The sequence below is a fragment of the Thermotoga sp. 38H-to genome, from assembly GCF_011057665.1.
Lineage (GTDB): Bacteria > Thermotogota > Thermotogae > Thermotogales > Thermotogaceae > Thermotoga.
Genome location: NZ_LNFZ01000001.1, coordinates 140,069 through 159,173, shown reverse-complemented (window position 1 = coordinate 159,173; position 19,105 = coordinate 140,069). Strand labels below are relative to the sequence as shown.

The following is a 19,105-nucleotide window of genomic DNA, read 5'->3' as shown; positions in this document are numbered from 1 at the left end:
TTTGCTCCCGTCCTTGGTCGGGGAGGCGGGACTTGAACCCGCGACCTCCAGATCCCGATTCTGGCGCTCTGGCCATCTGAGCTACTCCCCGTAGCCTCTGGTATTATAACATATGATTTTGCACCGGACAATCGTTTATCCCAATTCGTCTGTTGATTTAGCTTTCAGAACAGATAAAATTTTGGCAGATGACATCCTAGAAAGTTATAACCTTTGAGGATAAGCAGGAAAATTAAACAAAGACCTTGCGATCATATTCGGAATCACCACGTGCGCGGGTGAAGAAAAATCCTTCATCGAAAAGACATTGCAATTGGAGTTGGTACTGGACAGGTAAGATCTGAAGACACTCAATGCTTTCAAAAAATATGGAGAAGTTCAACGATTGAACCCTTGACTTTTAAAACCTTTCCTGTATAATTCGGAAAGCGTAAAAAAATTTCTCAGGGGAGTGAAGAGCGTGGACTTCAGGTATATCCTCAGAATTCATATCAGTGAAGAGACTGCAAAGGAAATTCTCAACAACAGTAAAATCCAGAAACATGCCAGTGAGGTAAAGAACAAACTCTACTACGACAACGCTCTGGTGATCGAGTCAGAACCGGGTTACGATGTGGATGAAAATCTCATCATGATGGTAATCACTGCCTACGGGAAACCTGCCAAAGCGGAAGGGTACCTTGTAGTCAACGGCAAAGAAAGGAAAGTGTTCGACGGCATGCTTGATCCAAGAAAGCCCCTGTCCATTCATCAGACAGAAACTGAACAGGAGTTCGAGGAAGAAGAGGATGAATACGACGAAGATGAAGATTTTGACCTTTTCAACGAAGAGGATTTCTTCGACGAGGACGAAGAGGATTTTTTTGACGAAGAAGAATACTGAGGTGATACTTTGGAGAGGGTGGGAATAGTAGGTCTTCCCAACGCGGGGAAATCCTCCTTTTTCAACTTCCTGACCGACAACAGCGTACCTGCAGAAAGTTTTCCTTTCTGCACGATTGAACCGAACGTGGGGATTCTCGTAGTACAGGATGAAAGGGTAGGGATCCTCGCGAAGAACGAAGGATCAAAGAAGGTGGTACATCCTTTCGTTGAAATTGTTGACATCGCGGGACTCGTCAAGGGAGCCAGCAAAGGAGAAGGACTTGGAAATCAGTTCCTTGACCACATAAGCAAGGTGGATGTTATAGCCCATGTCGTCCGTCTTTTTGAAGACGGAAGAGTTTCTCATCCGTATCAGAACGTGGATCCAAAAAGAGACATAGAAATAGTCGAAACCGAGCTCATACTCAAGGATCTCGAAACTGTTCAAAAGCGTCTCGAAAAGCGGATGAAAGTTGCAAGAACGGGAGACAAGGAAGCAAAGAGAGAGGTAGAACTCCTCCAGAATCTTCGGGAGTTTCTCTCTCAGGGTAAAAAGGCCTCGAAATTTCCAAGGCACGACAGATTCGAGGAAGAGGTGATCGAATCCCTCTTCCTCCTCACAGATAAACCTCAGATACTGGTTTTCAACGTCGATGAATTGGACGAAGAAAAAAGAAAACTGATAGAAGAAATCGTCAAAGAAAAGGACGAGGAATACATTATAATAAACGTGAAGCTCGAAGAAGAATTGAAATTTCTCCCGGAAGAAGAGGCGGAAGTTTTCAGGAGAGAGTACAACCTTTTCGGTGACAAAAGGAGGGAGTTTTTCGAGAAGGTTTTGAAACTTCTGAACCTTATAAGATTTTTGACAGCGACGCAGAATGAGGCGAGAAGCTGGACTATAAAGAAAGGATCCACTGCCTATGAAGCGGCGGGTTTGATTCATTCAGATATACAGAAAGGGTTCATAAAGGCCGAAGTTATTCCTTTCGAAAGATACGTGGAATTTGGTTCTCTGAAAAAAGCACGTGAAGCCGGAGCTGTGGAAACACATGGAAAAGATTACATTGTAAGAGAGGGGGATGTGATCCATTTCCTATTCCGTGCTTGACGTCTGGAAGATTTTTCGGAGCACGCCGTTCACCACGGCTGTTATTTCTTTCCTGACGGCTCAGTTCATAAAGTTTCTGATCAAAAGAGACGTGAAGATGCTGAAGAGCTACGGTGGTATGCCCAGCGGTCATGTGGCCACCGTCTCTGGCCTTGCGTGGTCACTCGCCCGAAGCACGGGATTCGACTCTCCCTACACTTCCATCGCTGCCATTCTCCTTGTAATCATATTCATGGATGCCATCGTTCTGAGACCGGCTGTGAAGAAGGATCTGGGGCACAACTTTCTGGAGGCGCTCGCTGGCCTTGGACTCGGAATGCTCATCGCCCACATTTTCCCCGCGCGGCTCCATCTTTGGTGAGGTGAAGAGATGAAAGAATACCGGATAAGGCCCAAGGAAGCGAATCTTTCTTTTCTGGAAGATCTGGATGAGGAACAGAGAAAAGCAGTCGTTGAATCAGAGGGAAGATGCATTGTAATAGCAGGCCCGGGGTCTGGGAAAACCCGGGTTATCACGTACAAGATCGCCTATCTTCTGGCGAACGGTGTGGATCCTTCCAGGATTCTTCTGGTCACGTTCACCAGAGCAGCGGCGCGGGAAATGGTAGAGAGAGCGAAGACGGTGACCGGAAGAGAGCTTTCTGAGATGCTCGCCGGAACGTTCCACCATGTGTGCAACTACTTTTTGAGAAAGTACGCACCTTACGTGGGTTTGGAACGAAATTACTCTATCCTGGACAGAGAAGACGCGGAGAGCCTCATGAGGCATGCAAGAAGCAAGTACCTCGAAAGAAAGAGTAAAGAAGAGAGAAAAAACTTCCCCCAGCCTTCTGTTTTGATGGCTATATATTCTTATATGAAAAATACTCTCAAATCTTTGAGGGAAAGTATCGTAGTGAAGAATCCAAAGTTTCTGGACTTGAAAGAAGAAATCTCGGAGATCTTCGATCTCTACGAACAGGAAAAACGCTCTCAAAATGTGGTGGACTACGAAGACCTTCTCTTCTACGCTTACAGACTCTTAGAAGAGAACAAAGAAATAAGAGATCGAGAGGCGGAAAGATTCCTTTGGGTACTCGTTGATGAGTTCCAGGATACCAACTACGTTCAGTACAGGATAGTGGAACACCTATCGTCGAAACACGGCAACGTCCTGGCGGTTGGAGACGATGCCCAGAGTATTTACTCCTTTCGAGGGGCAAGGTACGAAAACGTTGAAGATTTCATAAAGGTATCCGGAACAAAAATCTTCAAGATCCAGACGAACTACAGAAGCACGGAAAGTATTGTGAAATTCATAAACGCCATGCTTCCGAAAAAATCCGTTCCAAAAGAACTGAAGCCGGTAAAGAAGGATGGTATGAAACCTGTTGTTGTCAAGACCTGGGATAGATACGAAGAAGCGCGGTTCGTGTCTCAGAGGATTCTCGAGTTAATAGAAGAAGGGTTCAAACCAGAAGAAATCGCAGTTCTCTACAGATCACATTCGCACTCTCTGGAGCTTCAGATGGAACTCGTTCGAAGTAGAATAGATTTCCGTGTGTTGTCTGGTCCCAGATTCACCGAGAGCGCCCACGTGAAGGACGTTCTTTCTTTTCTCAGAATCGTTCAAAATCCAAGGGACAAATCCGCATGGTTGAGGACTGCAAAGCTCTTCTACGGGATCGGTGACAGAACGGCTTCGAAGATAGCGGATCTCGCCAGCGCTTACGTGGAAGAAGGTCTGGATCCCTTCCAGGAACTGAAGAAAGTGAGTTTCAGTGGTGAGTACAGCAGGTTTATCGATATTCTCGATCAGATCAGAAAGCTCGATTCTCCTGGGGAAATGATAGAGCGCGTCCTGTCTTCTTTTTATTCCGAATATCTGGAAGCGAGGTATCCTGATTTCCGTGAAAGGGAGATGGATCTGGAAAGGCTCGTTGAAATAGCGTCTCGCTACACAAGTCTCGAATCCTTCCTGACGGATCTTGCTGTGACGGAAAACGTTGAAATAGAAAGAGAAATCTCTCAAAAAGAGGGAAAGGTCACTCTCACCACCGTTCATCAGGCAAAAGGGCTCGAGTGGAGAGTCGTTTTTGTCATCTCTGTGAATCCCGGAGACTTTCCGAATTATTTCGCGATATCCGAAGGGAATCTCGATGAGGAAGAGAGGATCTTCTACGTTGCCATAACAAGAGCAAAGGAACAGCTGTATATTTCCTACCAGGTCACCGGAACCTCCTACCCATACCGCGGAAACAGGTTCATCATGAGAAGCGGAGAGAATTTCATTGACAGAATACCGCTTGAACTCGTCGAGTTTTGGGAAGTGAAATGAGACTTTAGCTCAGAAGCCAAACGTTCTCCACGAACACCCTCTTCAGACCCTTTTCGAGTGCCTTCTGTTTCACTCTCTCCATGTGATGTTTTCTGGTGGTTGGAAGATCGCTCATCAGGTGCTGAGGAGCGAACGCAAGGAGAACAAGGGGAATTTCTGGATCCACCGATGAAATGAACCCTGCGATTCCTTCTATTTCCTTTTCGTCGATGTAGTGAGGTATTACAAGAACACTGATAACAAGAAGTGGTATTTCTCTTCCCTTACCCATGGAGGAAACCAGCTGCACGTTCTCCATGATTCTTCTAACGGCACTCTTCCCGTCAACTCCGGTCAGCGCTTCATAAACCTCCGGTGAAAAGGCCTTCCAGTCTATCTTGACTATGCCACCACTTTCAAGACTGACTCTGGCCATCCTCTCCATGATCCTGGGATGAGCAAGACCATTCGTTTCCCAGCAGATCCTTCGGCGATTTCCCAGCTTCACGGCAAACTCCAGTGCGAACACAGTCCAGGGAGTGGGATCTCCCCCGAAAAAGCACACACAGGAGACGCGTGGTTTCATAGCTATCTCAACGAGTTCGTCGATGTCCATGATCTTTCCTTCGGATATCCTTTCGTCTTTCAACATGTACTTGTGATCTATGTTCTGACAGAAGAGGCAGTCGAGGTTGCATCCTGCGAAGAAGACTGCGAGATTGTAAAAGCCCCTGTGTTCTCTTTCCGGACAGATAGGTAGTGCGACGCAGTTCGTTGGATGGGGATCGTAGTACCAGTGAAGGAAGGCCTTCCTGTGAGAGCCTGTTATATAGGAGAGCCTGCCTCCTTCGTTTCTGAGAACGCCGCAAAATCCTGTTTTCCCTTCCGGTATCACGCACGAATTGACGCAGAGGAAACACACCTTTCCTTCTTCACGAGCCCACCTTTCAACGGGAAGACCGATCTCTTCCCTCCATCTTCTGTGGACCTTCCTTGCAAAATCCAGATTCCCCTCTCTCAGGCACTCCAGGCAGACACCTATCGAATCGCTGATCTCATCAAGTGAAAGACCACAAATCCTGCAGACTCCCATCTTAAAAAACCCTCCATAGAGTGTTCAAAAGGACGAATATCCCTTTTATGTTAACACCTCTTGACAAAGGGAGCAATTTTTTATTATGATATGGATGTAGAAAATTTTCTATCACATATCCAATTTTGAAAAATCTTTTCAAGGGGGTGTTCAAGGTGAGAAAGTGGTTGTTTTTCATGGTTCTTCTGATCGTTGCGGGTCTCATGTTCGGAAAGGTAAACTTCGCTTCTACACAGATGACGCCCGCTGCTGAAAGGGAGTTCATGCTCAACAAACTCGCGGAATTTTCGAAGAAGAGCGGTATCGATGTGGAGTTCCTCAACTTCGAGTATCCACAGCTCTACAGCAGGCTCCAGGCGGAGATCAGAGCCGGTAAAAATACGTTGAACCTGATTGCAGACCTCCAGGGAAACCTCTACATAATGGCTTCCGAAGGATTTCTGAGCGATCTCAAGGATCTCAAATTCGAAGGAAAAACCTTCATCGAGACGCTTGAGAAGTTCGCTTATGTGAAAGGTGAAAAGGTGTTCATTCCCTGGCTCCAGGCAACTTACGTGATGGCCGTTAACAAAAAGGCATTTGACTACCTGCCGCGCGGTCTTTCGAAAGAAGACGTCATCAGGGGGACGGAGAAGTGGACTTACGACGCTCTGCTCGAGTGGGCAAAGAACATCTATGAGAAGACGAAACAACCCCTTCTTGGCTTCCCGATCGGACCGAAGGGACTCTGGCACAGGTTCCTCCACGGCTACATCTATCCATCCTTCACGGGAGCGCAGGCTCTGAAGTTCGACAGTGTGAGGGCCGTTGAAATGTGGAACTATCTGAAGGAGCTCTTCAAATACGTACATCCGGCAAGCTCCACCTGGGACGGGATGGCCGATCCTCTCCTGAGAGAAGAAGTCTGGATCGCCTGGGATCACACTGCAAGACTCAAACCCGCGATCGTTGAAAAGCCTAACGATTTCGTTGTTGTACCGGTCCCAAGAGGGCCGATGGGTAGAGGGTACATCATAGTGCTCGTGGGCCTTGCCATACCGAAGGATGCGGACTTCGAAGAACCCGCGAAAGTGATAGACTTCCTCACTTCTCCAGAGATGCAGGTTGAAATCCTCAAGAACGTCGGTTTCTTCCCAGTGGTTCAGGAAGCCGTTGGTGCCGTGCCAGAAGGTGCCCTCAAAGTGCTCGCAGAAGGTGTGATAAATCAGTCCGCCACGAAGGATTCTATCGTTTCCTTCATACCGAGTCTTGGACCAAAGAGCGGAGAGTTCACCGAAACCTACAGAATGGCCTTCACGAGGATCGTCTTCCAGGGTGAAGACCCAGCGAAGGTAGTGAAGGAACTCGGTGAGCGAATCAGACAGCTGTTCAAAGAATCCGGAGCGGAACTTCCAGAACCCGACGCAAGTCTCTTCTGATACCCGGGGTGGGGATCCCCACCCCTTTTCCGGGGGTGCACCATGAGAGGGAAATGGATTTCTTTTCTTTTGATCCTTCCAGCTGTTCTTTATCTCGTTTTGTTGATGGGATATCCTCTCTTCGAAACGTTCAGACTCGCTTTTACAAGCGATGAAGGTTTTCTTGGAAATTTCAAGCGCCTTGTGGAGAATGGTGGTTTCTGGGGCGCCATGAAAAACACCATTCTTCTCACAGCAGTGATCGTTCCCCTTCAGCTCATATTCGCACTGGGACTCGCTCTTTTCGTCAATCAGAAGTTCAAAGGTTACACGACGGTACTTTACTTTATAGCGATCCCACTGGCTCTGAGTGATGTGACAGCAGCACTCATGAGTTACACTATATTTTCGCCGAACGGCTATCTCAACAAAATTCTCATGAATTTGCATCTGATAGAAAGACCCATTTATTTCTTTGGATACATGTTCAAAGCGAGGGAATTCTGGGTGATCGTTCTCACGGAGGTGTGGAGGGCTACTCCCCTTGTTTTCATCATCCTCCTGGCGGGTCTTCAGTCGATAAACAAAGAGTATCTCGAAGCTGCAGATCTCTTCGGTTTTTCAAGATGGAAGAAATTCACAAAGATCATACTCCCGCTCTTGAAACCATCGATCATGTCGGCGCTCCTTCTGAGGACTCTCTTCGCGTTTCAGATATTCGGTGTGGTGTGGCTTCTTGCGGGAAGAGACATTCCCGTTCTCGCTGGTGAGACCTACTACTGGTACACCTTCATGAACGACCCAAAGATGGCCAGTGCGTACGCTCTCGTGATCGCTCTTGTCACCATCGTGGTTAGCTGGTTTTACATCACCTTCCTCAGTGCAAAACATTTAGAGGGGGCTCGATGATGAAGAAGTTTTTCATAATTTTTCTTTCGGTGATCATTTCCCTGTGGTTTCTGACGCCGGTGTTCTTCATTGTTCTTGCGTCTCTAACACCGTCCTCGGATTACTACAATCCCAGCAGGATCTTTCCGAGTAGTCTCACACTGGAACATCTCTACAAGCTGTTCGTCACCCTCGGGGGTGGGAAAGCCACTCTGGTCAGTGTGCAGGTGGCGCTCATCTCGATAGGAATCTCTTTCCTGCTGGGGCTTCCAGCTGGATACGCCCTCACAAGGTACGTGTTTCCGGGAAAAAACATCATCAGACTTTCCATGCTTATGACAAGATCGATTCCGTTGATTGTGGTGGCGGTACCTCTTGTGGTTCTTTACATGAGGTTTAACCTCGCGGATACCACGCTTGGTGTGGCACTGGCTCACGCTTCCATGATACTTCCGTTCGTCGTTCTCATCACATCCAGTGTTTTCTCCGGAATCTCTGTCGAATACGAAGAAGCGGGGATGGTCTTCGGTCTCAGCAGATTCCAGGCGTTTATAAGGATCACGCTGCCTCTTGCTCTTCCTGGCCTCGCCGCATCTGCCATATTCGCCTTCATCATGTCCTGGAACGAAGTCTTCGCTTCTTCGATCCTCACACTCACGAACAGAACACTTCCAGCACACATTCTGAACACCGCCATGGCATCACCGGACTACTTCAAGTTCGCTGCGGGAACGATCATGGCCGTTCCTGCGATGGTCTTCATATTCTTCATAAGGAAATATCTTGTAAGCATGTGGGGTATCACCCTGAAATGAGAGGTGATCGATCTTGGCGCAGGTGAAAATAGACGGAGTGAAGAAATATTTCGGGAATGTGAGGGCTCTCGATGGAATCGACCTTGTCGTGAACGAAGGGGAGTTCCTCGTTCTTCTCGGTCCATCTGGTTGTGGAAAGACGACCCTTCTGAGGTGTATAGCGGGTCTCGAACAGGTGACCGGGGGAAAGATCTTTTTCAACGATCGCGACGTGACGAACCTTCCTCCAAAGGACAGGAACATTTCGATGGTCTTCCAGAGCTACGCGGTGTGGCCCCACATGAAGGTGTACGACAACATCGCGTATCCTCTGAAACTGAAAAAAGTCCCGAAAGAGGAGATAGAAAAGAGGGTAAAGTGGGCAGCGGATCTCCTTCACATCTCCGAACTCCTCGACAGGTACCCCGCACAGCTCTCCGGAGGTCAGAGACAGAGGGTTGCCGTTGCCCGAGCGATCGTTCACGAACCCGAAGTACTCCTGATGGACGAGCCTCTTTCCAATCTGGACGCACTTTTGAGGGTGAAGATGAGAAGCGAGCTGAAAAAGCTTCAGGAAAGAATTGGAGTCACCACCATCTATGTGACTCATGACCAGACAGAGGCCATGACGATGGGAGACAGAATCGCGGTGATGAACCAGGGAAAGCTTCAGCAGGTTGGAACGCCCTCTGAGATCTATCACCATCCGGTGAACATCTTCGTCGCTGGTTTTGTGGGATCACCGCAGATGAACTTCTTAGAGATGGAAGTGAGATCGGAAGGAAATAGCGTTGTCCTCCAAAACGGTGAGATAAAGATTCCCGCGAAGACCGATCCAGGTGCAAAAAAGGTGATCCTTGGTATTCGACCGGAGAACGTCTATCTGGAGGAAAAGCCGAACACTTTGAAGCTGGAAGGAGAGGTTTATTTCGCCGAGAAACTCATGTCGGATACGATTCTCCATCTCAACGTTGGAAGTGAGAAGATCGTCGCAAAAATTCCAGGGGATGTGGATTTCAGAAGCGGTGAGAAGATCACGTTTTTCCTGGATGTTGAAAAGATCCATCTCTTTCACCCTGAAACGGGAGAGAGGATTTCATGATAGTGAAGGTGGTTGTTCACAACCACTGGGACAGAGAGTGGTTCACCACTTCTGAAGTGACCTCTAAATGGCTGAAAGAAGTTTTTCTCAGAGTGAAAGAGCTTGTTCAGAAGAATCCAGAATTCGTGTACGTTCTGGACGGTCAAACCGCCGTAGCTGAGGATCTCCTCGTTTACCATCCGGACCTCGAAGAAGATCTCAGAGAGCTTGTGAGATCTGGAAGACTTCTTGTTGGTCCGTATTACATCCAGATAGACTGGAGAATCCCGGGTGAGGCTTCCATTTTGAAAAATTTCGAGATAGGAGAAAAAGACGCGAATCGCTTTGGGCAACGCATGAATGCTGGTTGGCTTCTCGACAGTTTCGGTCACATATCACAGGAACCTCAGCTGCACAGAATCTTTGGAATAGAAAAGGTCTTTCTGTGGAGGGGAATTTCCTTCGAAAACGACGGGATCTCCCAGGAGTTTTTCTGGAAAGGAAGCGATGGAACAGCTGTCCAGGGTGTTTTCCTCGTGGGAGGATACAGGAACCTCTACAATTTGAAGGAAACGCGGGATATCGCTGAGAAGAGACTGAAACACGAGGTGGAAAAACTCGCAAAATTCTCGAGATCTGGAGAAATTCTTCTTCTCGACGGATACGATATAGATCTCTCTCCCGAGGATCCCAGCGATTATCTGAACGTTGAGATCGTCTCACCAGAAGAGTTTCCCGAGAGATTCCCTGAAGATGCCCCCACTCTTTCCGGAGAGCTCCTTTCTGGAAGGTACGCCTGTGTCTTTCCAGGGACACTCTCCACGAGGACTTATCTGAAGCTTGAAAGTGATCTTGTAGAGAGGCTTTTGAAAATGAACGATCTTCTCTCTGTTCTGAACGGAGAGGAGTTAAGTGATCTTTTCTGGAGGGATTATCTGAAAACTCTCGCGCACGACAACATCTGCGGTGTTTGTGCTGACCCCGTCCACGAAAAAATGGAGAGAACGTACAGAAATATTTATTTCCTTGTGAAATCTTCTGTTGAATCCAGGCTGAGACATATTGTGGAACGTTCGGATCTCGAAAAGGGAACCTACGTGCTCTCCCTATCGCCCTTCTCCTACAACCATCACTTCTGTGATGGCGAGAGGACATTCCTGTTGAAAACAAACGGTGCAGGACTGTTCAAAACAGAAGTTGCCGACGAGAAGAAAGAAGTGAAGGAACTCACCTGGGAAAACGAATACTACAGAGCCTATTTTGAAGGAGACGGCACACTCGTTCTGAACAACAGGAAAGCGGGTGTTTTGAAACTGTTCAAAGAAGATGGTGACGCTTACACCACCTCTGTTGAAGAAACTGATTTTTCGATCTCTCTGGAGAAGATGAGAACAGTTTTGCAGACGAAACACTCGATGGTGGTGGAACTGGAAAGAACGATACGTTCTTCGCAGTGCCTGATCGAGACGAAAGAACGCGTGATCTTCGATGAAACCCCGCTCGTGAAGTGGCGTATCGCGTTGAAGACAAAGGGGGAAAACTACAAGCTTTCAATGGTTTATGAAACGGGAAGTGGCGAAATCTTCGCGAAGATGCCTTTTGACGTGGTGAAAAGGAAGGAAAAGGACTCCTACCTTCTTCCTGAAACACCTCCTGAGGAACTGAAGGGGATTTTGCTTGCAGCAAGAGAAACAGGTGAAGTGAGGGAATTTCCGTTTCAGGGGTTTGTGTCCGTCTGGAGTGAAGAAAGTTCAAAGACTATTCTCGCAAGAGGTCTTAGAGAGTACTGGATGGAAGAAGGAAAAGTACACGTCACTTTGAGCAGGTCCGTTGAGTGGATAGCAAAAGAGGTTAAAAACAGAGTTGGTGACGCGGGACCCATGATGTATGTTCCGGGGGCAAAGTGTGAAGGAGTTTTCACAGTGGATCTTGCGTTCATGGAACTGCCGGTTCATCCACGTAGCGAAGAGTTCTTCAGATGGTACCTTCTCTTCGATAATCCTCCTCTTCTTTTAGATGTTGAAGCTGACGGCACCGAAAAGGAGAAAACTTTCTTCTTCTCTTCTCTCCCCTGGGCCGGTGTGAAGGATCGGTATCACCTCTGGGTGTACAATCCGTACCTCGAAGAAATAGAAGGTCTGAGACCGCTTCAGATAGGTGAGAAATCGATAGAGTCTCTCTCAGAGAAACAATGCTTTGTTTCGAGACTGAACATTTTGAATTTCCCGGAGTTTCCCGTTGTTTCCGTGGAAAAGAACCCGGAAGGTGAAGTGATCGAATTTTTGAAAGAAACGCTCTCCAGCCTCGAAGATGAAATTACCAATCTTGAGGGAAAGGACGATCCTCGATCGAAGCATCGGCTCTTCTCTCTTCTGAGAACGAAAAAGGAAATAGAACTTTCCCTTCAGTATCTGATAGATGTCGAGAAAACAGCGAGAGAGCTGAACGAGCTTCGAATGAAGAGAAGAACCTACGACTACGTGGTGGAACTCTTTGAAAGCGAGGAGAGAGAATGAAAATAGCGCTCATTCACTACCGGGGAGGTCTCATGGATGGTGTCTCACTCGAGATGGAAAAGTGGAAGAAGGTTCTCACAAAGATGGGCCACGAAGTCCACATCGTTGCCGGAAACAAGAAAGAGGGAGTCGATCTCACTCTAAAGGAGATCGGTTTTGAAAATCCAGATTTTGAAAGGGTGAACAGGAACTTCTTCGGAGGAATAAAAGATTTCCTCAGTGAAAAAGAGTTTCTCGATTTCTTGAAAGAAAAAGAGGAAGAGCTCTTCCACATCCTGAACGAAGCCTTGAAAGATTACGATCTCATCGTTCCCAACAACATCTGGTCCCTTGGACTCTTTCCGTCCCTGGGCCTTGCCCTTTCGAGATTGGAAAAGAACTTCGTCGCGCATCACCACGATTTTTGGTGGGAGAGGAAACATCTGATTCCGGAAAACAGAAGATTCAGGGAGATCCTTGATAAACACTTCCCTCCAGATCTTCCAAACGTGAAACACGTTGTCATAAACACGATCGCTCAAAGGGAGCTTAAAAGACGCAGAAACATCGATTCTGTCGTGGTGCCAAACGTCATGGATTTCAGCTCTCCCATCACTTCTGAAGAGATGTACCACAGGGTGAGAGAAGAACTTCAGATAGCGCCTGGCACGATTGTGGCCCTCCAGGCAACCAGAATCGATAGAAGAAAAGCGATCGAACTTTCGATAGATGTGGTGTCACTTCTGAAGGAAACACTGACATCGAAAAAAGAAGCTGATCTCTACAACGGAGAGAGATACAGCGGAGAAGTGATCCTTCTCTTTTCCGGTATCTGCGAAGACGAAGAGTATCTGAAAGAACTCAAAGAATACGCTTCTTCAAAAGGAGTATCGCTTCTTGTCCTGAGCGAGGAAGTGAGAAAAAACACCTCTTTGTTCTGGAAGCTCTACAACGTCGCTGATTTTGTCACGTATCCATCGATACTCGAGGGATGGGGGAATCAGCTTCTGGAAGCGATCGCAGCCAAAAAGCCCGTGGTGCTCTTCGAGTACGAAGTCTTCAAATCAGATATAAAACCAGCCGGCCTGAAATACGTCAGTCTTGGAGATCGATACTTCAGAGAGAACGGCCTTGTAAAGGTGGACGAGAGGATTTTGAAAAAGGCCGTCGAGGAAATTTCTCGCCTCCTCTTCGATCCGTCTCTTTACAGGGAAACTGTCGAACACAACTTTGAAGTGGGAAAGAAACACTTCAGTTTAGAGAGACTGGAAGACATACTGAGCAGGGAGGTATTACCATGAAAGTGGTTGTGGGGATACCGAGTTACAACAACGCCGAAACGATTTCTCACGTTGCGAGAACAGCGGCGCAGGGAATTGTAGATTTCTTCGATGGTGATGGTATGATCGTGAACTCCGATGGAGGATCGGCAGATGGGACAAGAGAGCGCTTCATGGAGACCGATACTTTCGGTCTTCCCAAAGAGAGCTTCGTTTATGAAGGTATTCCCGGAAAGGGAAGCGCGATGAGAGCGATCATGGAGTTTGCCCTGAAGCAGGATGCGGAGGCGGTCGTCTTTCTCGACGCGGATCTTCGAAGCGTCAAACCCTGGTGGGTGGAAAGACTCGCAGGACCTGTTTTGAAAGGGGAGGCAGATTACGTCACTCCCTTCTACCTGAGGCACAGGTTCGACGGCACGATCACGAACAACGTGTGTTTTCCTCTGACGGCCGTTCTCTACGGTAAAAAGGTGCGCCAGCCCATCGGTGGGGATTTCGGTGTAGGAAGAAAGCTCCTCGAGATTTATCTGGGAAAGCCAAAAGAGATCTGGAACACGGACATTGCAAGATTCGGGATCGACATATGGATGACCACAACCGCCATAAACGAATCTGGAAAGGTTGTTCAGGCAACTCTTGGAACCAAGGTGCACGACGTGAAGGACCCGGGAAAACACCTTAAAGGAATGTTCCTTCAGGTCGTGGGAACGCTTTTTGAACTTGTGATCACCTACGAAAACGCCTGGAAAGAGATATGGAAGATAGAAGACGTTCCCATCTATGGTGAAACTCCTCAAGAGGAAGTTCCTCCTATGAGTATAGACATCGAAAACCTCAAAAAACTCGCAAGAGAAACCCTTGAAGAAGTGGAATACATAGATCGCGGTATCCTGTCGGAAGTGAAAGAGAGCGGTACACTGAGCCTCTCTTCCTGGGTCGACACCCTCTACAGGAGCGCTGTTCAGTACAGGAAAACAAGGGACAAAAAAGTGGTGGAAAATCTTCTGCCTTTTTACTTCGCAAGAACCGCACGTTTTGCGGAAGAGGTAAAATCTCTATCGGATGAAGAGGCAGAAAGGTACGTGTACGAACAGCTCGGTGTGTTTCTGGAGAAGAAACACTCGTTCAGGGAGGAATGGGAAGTTGAAGATAAGAGATAAGATTCTGAACGTCTACACGCAGTTCAGTCCCGCAGAGCGCAGAGTCGCGGATTACGTGCTCGAAAGGCCGGACGATGTCATCCACTACTCGATCACAGAGTTCGCAAAGATCGTGGGTGTGAGCGAAACCACGATTCACAGGATGATCAAAAAGCTCGATTTCGAAGGCTACCAGGCCTTCAAGATCGCACTTGCAAGAGAACTCAGTGGGATCGAAGAAACCATAGAAAGAAGAGATTTCATAGACGAGGAAATAGACATCCTCAGAAGGCTCAAGGACACCCTCGATATGAAGAACGTGGAAAAGGCGGTGGAGTGGATACTCTCCGCCCACCGCATTCTCTTCTTCGGTGTGGGACTCTCGGGAGTGGTTTCTGAGTACGCGAGCCTGAAGTTCTCTCTTCTTGGCTTTCACACGTTCTTTTCCAACGACCCGCACGTTCAGGTAATAGAGGCCGTGAATCTGACCGGTGAAGACCTGGTGATCTCGATCAGTCACACGGGAAACATCAGAGACACGGTGAAATCCACCCAGGTGGCAAAAGACATGGGAGCGAAGACGATCGCAATCACAACGAACGGGCAGTCCGAACTCGCCAAGGTGGTTCATCTGGTGCTTCAAAGCCCGCCCGTGAAGTACGACACCTACGAATTCCTCAGGGAGAACATCGGAGAGATCGCCGTTGTGGATGTGCTCTTCAAGGAAACGTTCCAGAGAATATACCGGGAGAGGAAGAAACACTTCGAGAACCTGGAAGGAGTGTTCAAACCGAAGAGATTCTGAGATTTTGGATTCTAATCGGAAATAATTGCTCACCTTCACAAATAAACGTCGAAAATCACGAAAAATAGGACTTGATTTTACAGATACCTGAGTGATAAATTCCTTTTTGATGACCCTGATAAATAAGTAAAGATTACTAATTAACAGGAGGGATCGATATGCGTAGATTTATGTTCATTTTATTGATCGTTGAGCTCTCTTTCATTCTCTTTGCAAGTGACGAGTTCGTGAAAGTGGAAAACGGAAAATTCACTCTGAACGGAAAAGAATTCAGATTCATTGGAAGCAACAACTACTACATGCACTACAAGAGCAACAAAATGATAGACAGTGTTCTGGAGAGTGCCAGAGACATGGGTATAAAGGTGCTCAGAATCTGGGGTTTCCTCGACGGGGAGAGTTACTGCAGGGACAAGAACACCTATATGCATCCTGAGCCCGGTGTTTTCGGGGTGCCAGAAGGAATATCGAACGCCCAGAGCGGTTTCGAAAGACTCGACTATACGATTGCAAAAGCGAAAGAACTCGGTATAAAGCTCATCGTCGTTCTTGTGAACAACTGGGACGACTTCGGTGGGATGAACCAGTACGTGAGGTGGTTTGGAGGAACCCATCACGACGATTTCTACAGAGATGAGAAGATCAAAGAAGAGTACAAAAAGTACGTCTCCTTCCTCGTAAACCATGTCAATACCTACACGGGAGTTCCTTACAGGGAAGAGCCCACCATCATGGCCTGGGAGCTTGCAAACGAACCGCGCTGTGAGACGGACAAATCGGGGAACACGCTCGTTGAGTGGGTGAAGGAGATGAGCTCCTACATAAAGAGTCTGGATCCCAACCACCTCGTGGCTGTGGGGGACGAAGGATTCTTCAACAACTACGAAGGAGTCAAACCTTACGGTGGAGAAGCCGAGTGGGCCTACAACGGCTGGTCTGGTGTTGACTGGAAGAAGCTCCTTTCGATAGAGACGGTGGACTTCGGCACGTTTCACCTTTATCCGTCCCACTGGGGTGTCAGTCCAGAGAACTATGCCCAGTGGGGAGCGAAATGGATAGAAGACCACATAAAGATCGCAAAAGAGATCAGAAAACCCGTTGTTCTGGAAGAATATGGAATTCCAGAGAGCGCACCTGTTAACAGAACGGCCATCTACAGACTCTGGAACGATCTGGTCTACGATCTCGGTGGAGATGGAGCGATGTTCTGGATGCTCGCGGGAATCGGGGAAGGTTCGGACAGAGACAAGAGAGGATACTATCCGGACTACGACGGTTTCAGAATAGTGAACGATGACAGCCCGGAAGCGAAACTGATAAGAAAATACGCAAAGCTGTTCAACACAGGTGAAGACAGAAGAGAAGACACCTGTTTTTTCATCCTTCCAAAAGACGGCATGGAGATCAAAAAGACCGTGAAAGTGAGGGCTGGTGTTTTCGACTACAGCAACACGTTTGAAAAGTTGTCTGTCAAAGTTGAAGATCTGGTTTTTGAAGATGAGATAGAACATCTCGGATACGGAATCCACGGCTTCGATCTCGACACAACCCGAATCCCGGACGGAGAACATGAAATGTCTCTTGAGGGCCACTTTCAGAGAAAGACGGTGGAAGACACCATCAGGGTGAAAGTGGTGAACGAAGCACGGTACGTGCTCGCAGAGGAGGTTGATTTTTCCTCTCCAGAGGAGGTGAAAAGCTGGTGGAACAGTGGAACCTGGCAGAGTTCGGGTCACCTGACATTGAATGGAACGGCGAGGTGGGAAATGGAGCACTGCAGCTAAACGTGAAACTGCCCGGAAAGAGCGACTGGGAAGAAGTGAGAGTAGCAAGCAAGTTCGAAAGACTTCCAGAATGCGAGATCCTCGAGTACGACATCTACATTCCAAACGTCGAGGGACTCAATGGAAGGCTGAGGCCGTACGCTGTTCTGAACCCCGGCTGGGTGAAGATAGGCCTCGACATGAACAACGCGAACGTGGAAAGTGCGGAGATCATCACTTTCGGCGGAAAAGAGTACAGAAGATTCCATGTAAGAATTGAGTTCGACAGAACAGCGGGGGTGAAAGAACTTCACATAGGAATTGTCGGTGATCATCTGAGGTACGATGGACCGATTTTCATCGATAATGTGAGACTTTATAAAAGAACAGGAGGTATGTGAATATGAAAAGATTTTTACTGGTATTCGTGGTTGTTTTTCTTTTCTCAAGTCTGTTCTCCCAAGTTTTAGAACGAAACGAAACTATGTACTATGGAGGTTCTCTGTGGTCTCCTCCTTCTAATTGGAATCCGTTCACTCCGTGGAATGCGGTACCAGGAACAACTGGACTTGTCTATGAAACAATGTTCTTTTACGATCCACTCACTGGAAATTTTGATCCATGGCTTGCAGAAAAAGGTGAATGGTTAGACAGTAAGACTTACAGGGTTGTATTGAGAGAGGGTATATACTGGCATGATAATGTTCCATTGACATCAGAAGACGTTCGATTTACTTTCGAAATAGCTAAGAAGTACAAGGGAATACATTACAGTAGTGTTTGGGAATGGCTTGATCATATTGAAACACCCGACAACAGAACCGTCATTTTTGTGTTCAAAGATCCTCGATATCATGAATGGAATGAACTCCTCTATACACTTCCAATTGTTCCAAAACATATTTGGGAAGGAAAAGATGAAACCACTATACTTCAATCATCAAATGAGTATCCATTGGGATCAGGTCCATATGTTGCTCACTCGTGGGACCAGAATAAAATGATTTTCGAGCGTTTTGAGAACTGGTGGGGAACAAAAGTTATGGGTGTGAAACCTGCTCCGAAATACGTTGTTATAGTGAGAGTCCTCAGTAACAACGTGGCGCTCGGCATGTTGATGAAAGGAGAACTGGACTTCAGTAATTTCATGCTCCCAGGTGTTCCCATTTTGAAAAAAGTTTATAATCTCAATACATGGTACGACGAACCACCGTATCACCTCTCATCAACGGTTGTTGGTCTTTTCCTCAATGCACGAAAATATCCTCTTAGCCTTCCCGAGTTCAGAAGAGCAATTGCTATGTCGATAAATGTAGATCCAATAGTTCAAAGAGTCTATGAAGGAGCCGTCTTAAAAGCAGATCCCCTTGGTTTTCTTCCGAATTCTGTTTGGATGAAGTACTATCCAAAAGAAGTTGTAGAAAAGTATGGTTTCAAATACGATCCTGAAGAGGCGAAAAGTATTCTTGATAAACTTGGATTCAGGGATGTAAATGGAGATGGTTTCAGAGAAGCCCCAGATGGAAAACCCATTAAGCTCACCATTGAGTGTCCGTATGGATGGACCGACTGGATGCAGGCAATTCAGGTGATAGTAGATCAACTCAAGGTGGTTGGAATAAACGCTGAACCATACTTCCCGGATTCTTCCAAATACTATGAAAACATGTACAAAGGAGAATTCGATATAGAAATGAATGCCAATGGAACAGGTATAAGCAGCACTCCCTGGACATATTTCAATACTATTTTCTATCCTGATGCTTTAGAATCTGAATTCTCTTACACAGGAAATTATGGAAGATACCAGAATCCCGAGGTGGAAAGTTTACTTGAAGAACTCAACAGAACACCACTTGACAATGTTGAGAAAGTCACCGAACTCTGTGGAAAACTTGGAGAGATCCTTTTAAAAGATCTACCTTTCATCCCTCTCTGGTATGGAGCGATGGCGTTTATAACACAAGATAACGTTTGGACTAACTGGCCTAACGAACATAATCCATATGCCTGGCCATGTGGTTGGGCCAACTGGTGGCAAACTGGTGCCTTGAAAATTCTATTTAATCTTAAACCGGCAAAATAAATTTTCCCCCACC

At 47.1% G+C, this 19,105-nt stretch carries 16 protein-coding genes and 1 tRNA gene; 15 read left to right on the top strand and 2 right to left on the bottom strand.

What is annotated here, in order from left to right:
• Positions 1–14: 14 nt before the first annotated feature.
• A tRNA-Pro gene (locus AS158_RS00760) sits at positions 15–91 on the bottom strand.
• A 369-nt stretch (positions 92–460) separates the two neighbouring features.
• Here AS158_RS00760 and AS158_RS00755 point away from each other — a divergent pair.
• Genes AS158_RS00755 through AS158_RS00740 form a run of 4 tightly spaced genes read left to right on the top strand, consistent with a single transcriptional unit; the run spans position 461 to position 4,292 of the window.
• The gene (locus tag AS158_RS00755) at positions 461–883 is read left to right on the top strand and encodes a hypothetical protein (RefSeq protein ID WP_038053235.1); all 423 of its coding nucleotides are present in this window, start codon (positions 461–463) and stop codon (positions 881–883) included.
• A gap of 9 nt (positions 884–892) precedes the next feature.
• Positions 893–1,975, top strand: coding sequence for a redox-regulated ATPase YchF (gene ychF, locus AS158_RS00750; RefSeq protein WP_165304331.1), 1,083 nt, complete (start codon positions 893–895; stop codon positions 1,973–1,975).
• Positions 1,968–2,336 carry a divergent PAP2 family protein gene (locus AS158_RS00745; protein ID WP_011943956.1) on the top strand — a complete coding sequence of 123 codons (369 nt, stop codon included), beginning with the start codon at positions 1,968–1,970 and terminating at the stop codon, positions 2,334–2,336. Before ychF ends, AS158_RS00745 begins: the two co-directional genes overlap by 8 nt.
• Before the next feature lie 9 nt (positions 2,337–2,345).
• Positions 2,346–4,292, top strand: a complete 1,947-nt coding sequence (locus AS158_RS00740; protein WP_011943957.1) for an ATP-dependent helicase — start codon at positions 2,346–2,348, stop codon at positions 4,290–4,292.
• A 4-nt stretch (positions 4,293–4,296) separates the two neighbouring features.
• On the opposite strand, the gene AS158_RS00735 is transcribed toward AS158_RS00740, so the two are convergent.
• The gene (locus tag AS158_RS00735) at positions 4,297–5,364 is read right to left on the bottom strand and encodes a radical SAM protein (protein WP_165304330.1); all 1,068 of its coding nucleotides are present in this window, start codon (positions 5,362–5,364) and stop codon (positions 4,297–4,299) included.
• Between the two features lie 155 nt (positions 5,365–5,519).
• On the opposite strand from AS158_RS00735, the gene AS158_RS00730 reads away from it, so the two are divergent.
• From AS158_RS00730 to AS158_RS00685, 11 genes are all read left to right on the top strand, one after another.
• A complete protein-coding gene (locus AS158_RS00730) occupies positions 5,520–6,782 on the top strand; it encodes an ABC transporter substrate-binding protein (RefSeq protein ID WP_004080042.1) in 1,263 nt (420 codons plus the stop codon).
• A 42-nt stretch (positions 6,783–6,824) separates the two neighbouring features.
• On the top strand, positions 6,825–7,670 hold the full coding sequence (locus AS158_RS00725; RefSeq protein ID WP_004080044.1) for a sugar ABC transporter permease: 846 nt from the start codon (positions 6,825–6,827) through the stop codon (positions 7,668–7,670).
• Positions 7,667–8,464 carry a carbohydrate ABC transporter permease gene (locus tag AS158_RS00720; protein WP_010865285.1) on the top strand — a complete coding sequence of 266 codons (798 nt, stop codon included), beginning with the start codon at positions 7,667–7,669 and terminating at the stop codon, positions 8,462–8,464. The genes AS158_RS00725 and AS158_RS00720 overlap by 4 nt, the downstream gene beginning before the upstream one ends.
• Positions 8,465–8,477: 13 nt before the next feature.
• The gene (locus tag AS158_RS00715) at positions 8,478–9,545 is read left to right on the top strand and encodes an ABC transporter ATP-binding protein (RefSeq protein ID WP_004080048.1); all 1,068 of its coding nucleotides are present in this window, start codon (positions 8,478–8,480) and stop codon (positions 9,543–9,545) included.
• On the top strand, positions 9,542–12,040 hold the full coding sequence (locus AS158_RS00710) for an alpha-mannosidase (protein WP_165304329.1): 2,499 nt from the start codon (positions 9,542–9,544) through the stop codon (positions 12,038–12,040). The genes AS158_RS00715 and AS158_RS00710 overlap by 4 nt, the downstream gene beginning before the upstream one ends.
• Positions 12,037–13,320: a mannosylglucosylglycerate synthase gene (gene mggS, locus AS158_RS00705; protein ID WP_165304328.1), complete on the top strand. Its 1,284-nt coding sequence runs from the start codon at positions 12,037–12,039 to the stop codon at positions 13,318–13,320. The genes AS158_RS00710 and mggS overlap by 4 nt, the downstream gene beginning before the upstream one ends.
• The gene (locus tag AS158_RS00700) at positions 13,317–14,459 is read left to right on the top strand and encodes a glycosyltransferase (RefSeq protein WP_165304327.1); all 1,143 of its coding nucleotides are present in this window, start codon (positions 13,317–13,319) and stop codon (positions 14,457–14,459) included. Before mggS ends, AS158_RS00700 begins: the two co-directional genes overlap by 4 nt.
• On the top strand, positions 14,443–15,243 hold the full coding sequence (locus tag AS158_RS00695) for a MurR/RpiR family transcriptional regulator (RefSeq protein ID WP_008195429.1): 801 nt from the start codon (positions 14,443–14,445) through the stop codon (positions 15,241–15,243). The genes AS158_RS00700 and AS158_RS00695 overlap by 17 nt, the downstream gene beginning before the upstream one ends.
• Positions 15,244–15,401: 158 nt before the next feature.
• The gene (locus AS158_RS00690; protein ID WP_241241221.1) at positions 15,402–17,027 is read left to right on the top strand and encodes a cellulase family glycosylhydrolase; all 1,626 of its coding nucleotides are present in this window, start codon (positions 15,402–15,404) and stop codon (positions 17,025–17,027) included.
• Positions 16,946–17,407, top strand: a complete 462-nt coding sequence (locus tag AS158_RS09285; protein WP_241241220.1) for a hypothetical protein — start codon at positions 16,946–16,948, stop codon at positions 17,405–17,407. The genes AS158_RS00690 and AS158_RS09285 overlap by 82 nt, the downstream gene beginning before the upstream one ends.
• Before the next feature lie 2 nt (positions 17,408–17,409).
• Entirely contained in the window at positions 17,410–19,092 is a 1,683-nt protein-coding gene (locus AS158_RS00685) for an ABC transporter substrate-binding protein (protein ID WP_165304326.1), read from the top strand.
• The last annotated feature ends 13 nt before the right edge of the window (positions 19,093–19,105 follow it).

Bases quoted from the DNA above. Each gene is read 5' to 3' on its own strand.
- AS158_RS00740 (WP_011943957.1), top strand. From the start codon at position 2,346: ATGAAAGAATACCGGATAAGGCCCAAGGAAGCGAATCTTTCTTTTCTG.
- AS158_RS00735 (WP_165304330.1), bottom strand. From the start codon at position 5,364: ATGGGAGTCTGCAGGATTTGTGGTCTTTCACTTGATGAGATCAGCGAT.
- AS158_RS00725 (WP_004080044.1), top strand. From the start codon at position 6,825: ATGAGAGGGAAATGGATTTCTTTTCTTTTGATCCTTCCAGCTGTTCTT.
- AS158_RS00720 (WP_010865285.1), top strand. From the start codon at position 7,667: ATGATGAAGAAGTTTTTCATAATTTTTCTTTCGGTGATCATTTCCCTG.
- AS158_RS00710 (WP_165304329.1), top strand. From the start codon at position 9,542: ATGATAGTGAAGGTGGTTGTTCACAACCACTGGGACAGAGAGTGGTTC.
- mggS (WP_165304328.1), top strand. From the start codon at position 12,037: ATGAAAATAGCGCTCATTCACTACCGGGGAGGTCTCATGGATGGTGTC.
- AS158_RS00700 (WP_165304327.1), top strand. From the start codon at position 13,317: ATGAAAGTGGTTGTGGGGATACCGAGTTACAACAACGCCGAAACGATT.
- AS158_RS00690 (WP_241241221.1), top strand. From the start codon at position 15,402: ATGCGTAGATTTATGTTCATTTTATTGATCGTTGAGCTCTCTTTCATT.
- AS158_RS00685 (WP_165304326.1), top strand. From the start codon at position 17,410: ATGAAAAGATTTTTACTGGTATTCGTGGTTGTTTTTCTTTTCTCAAGT.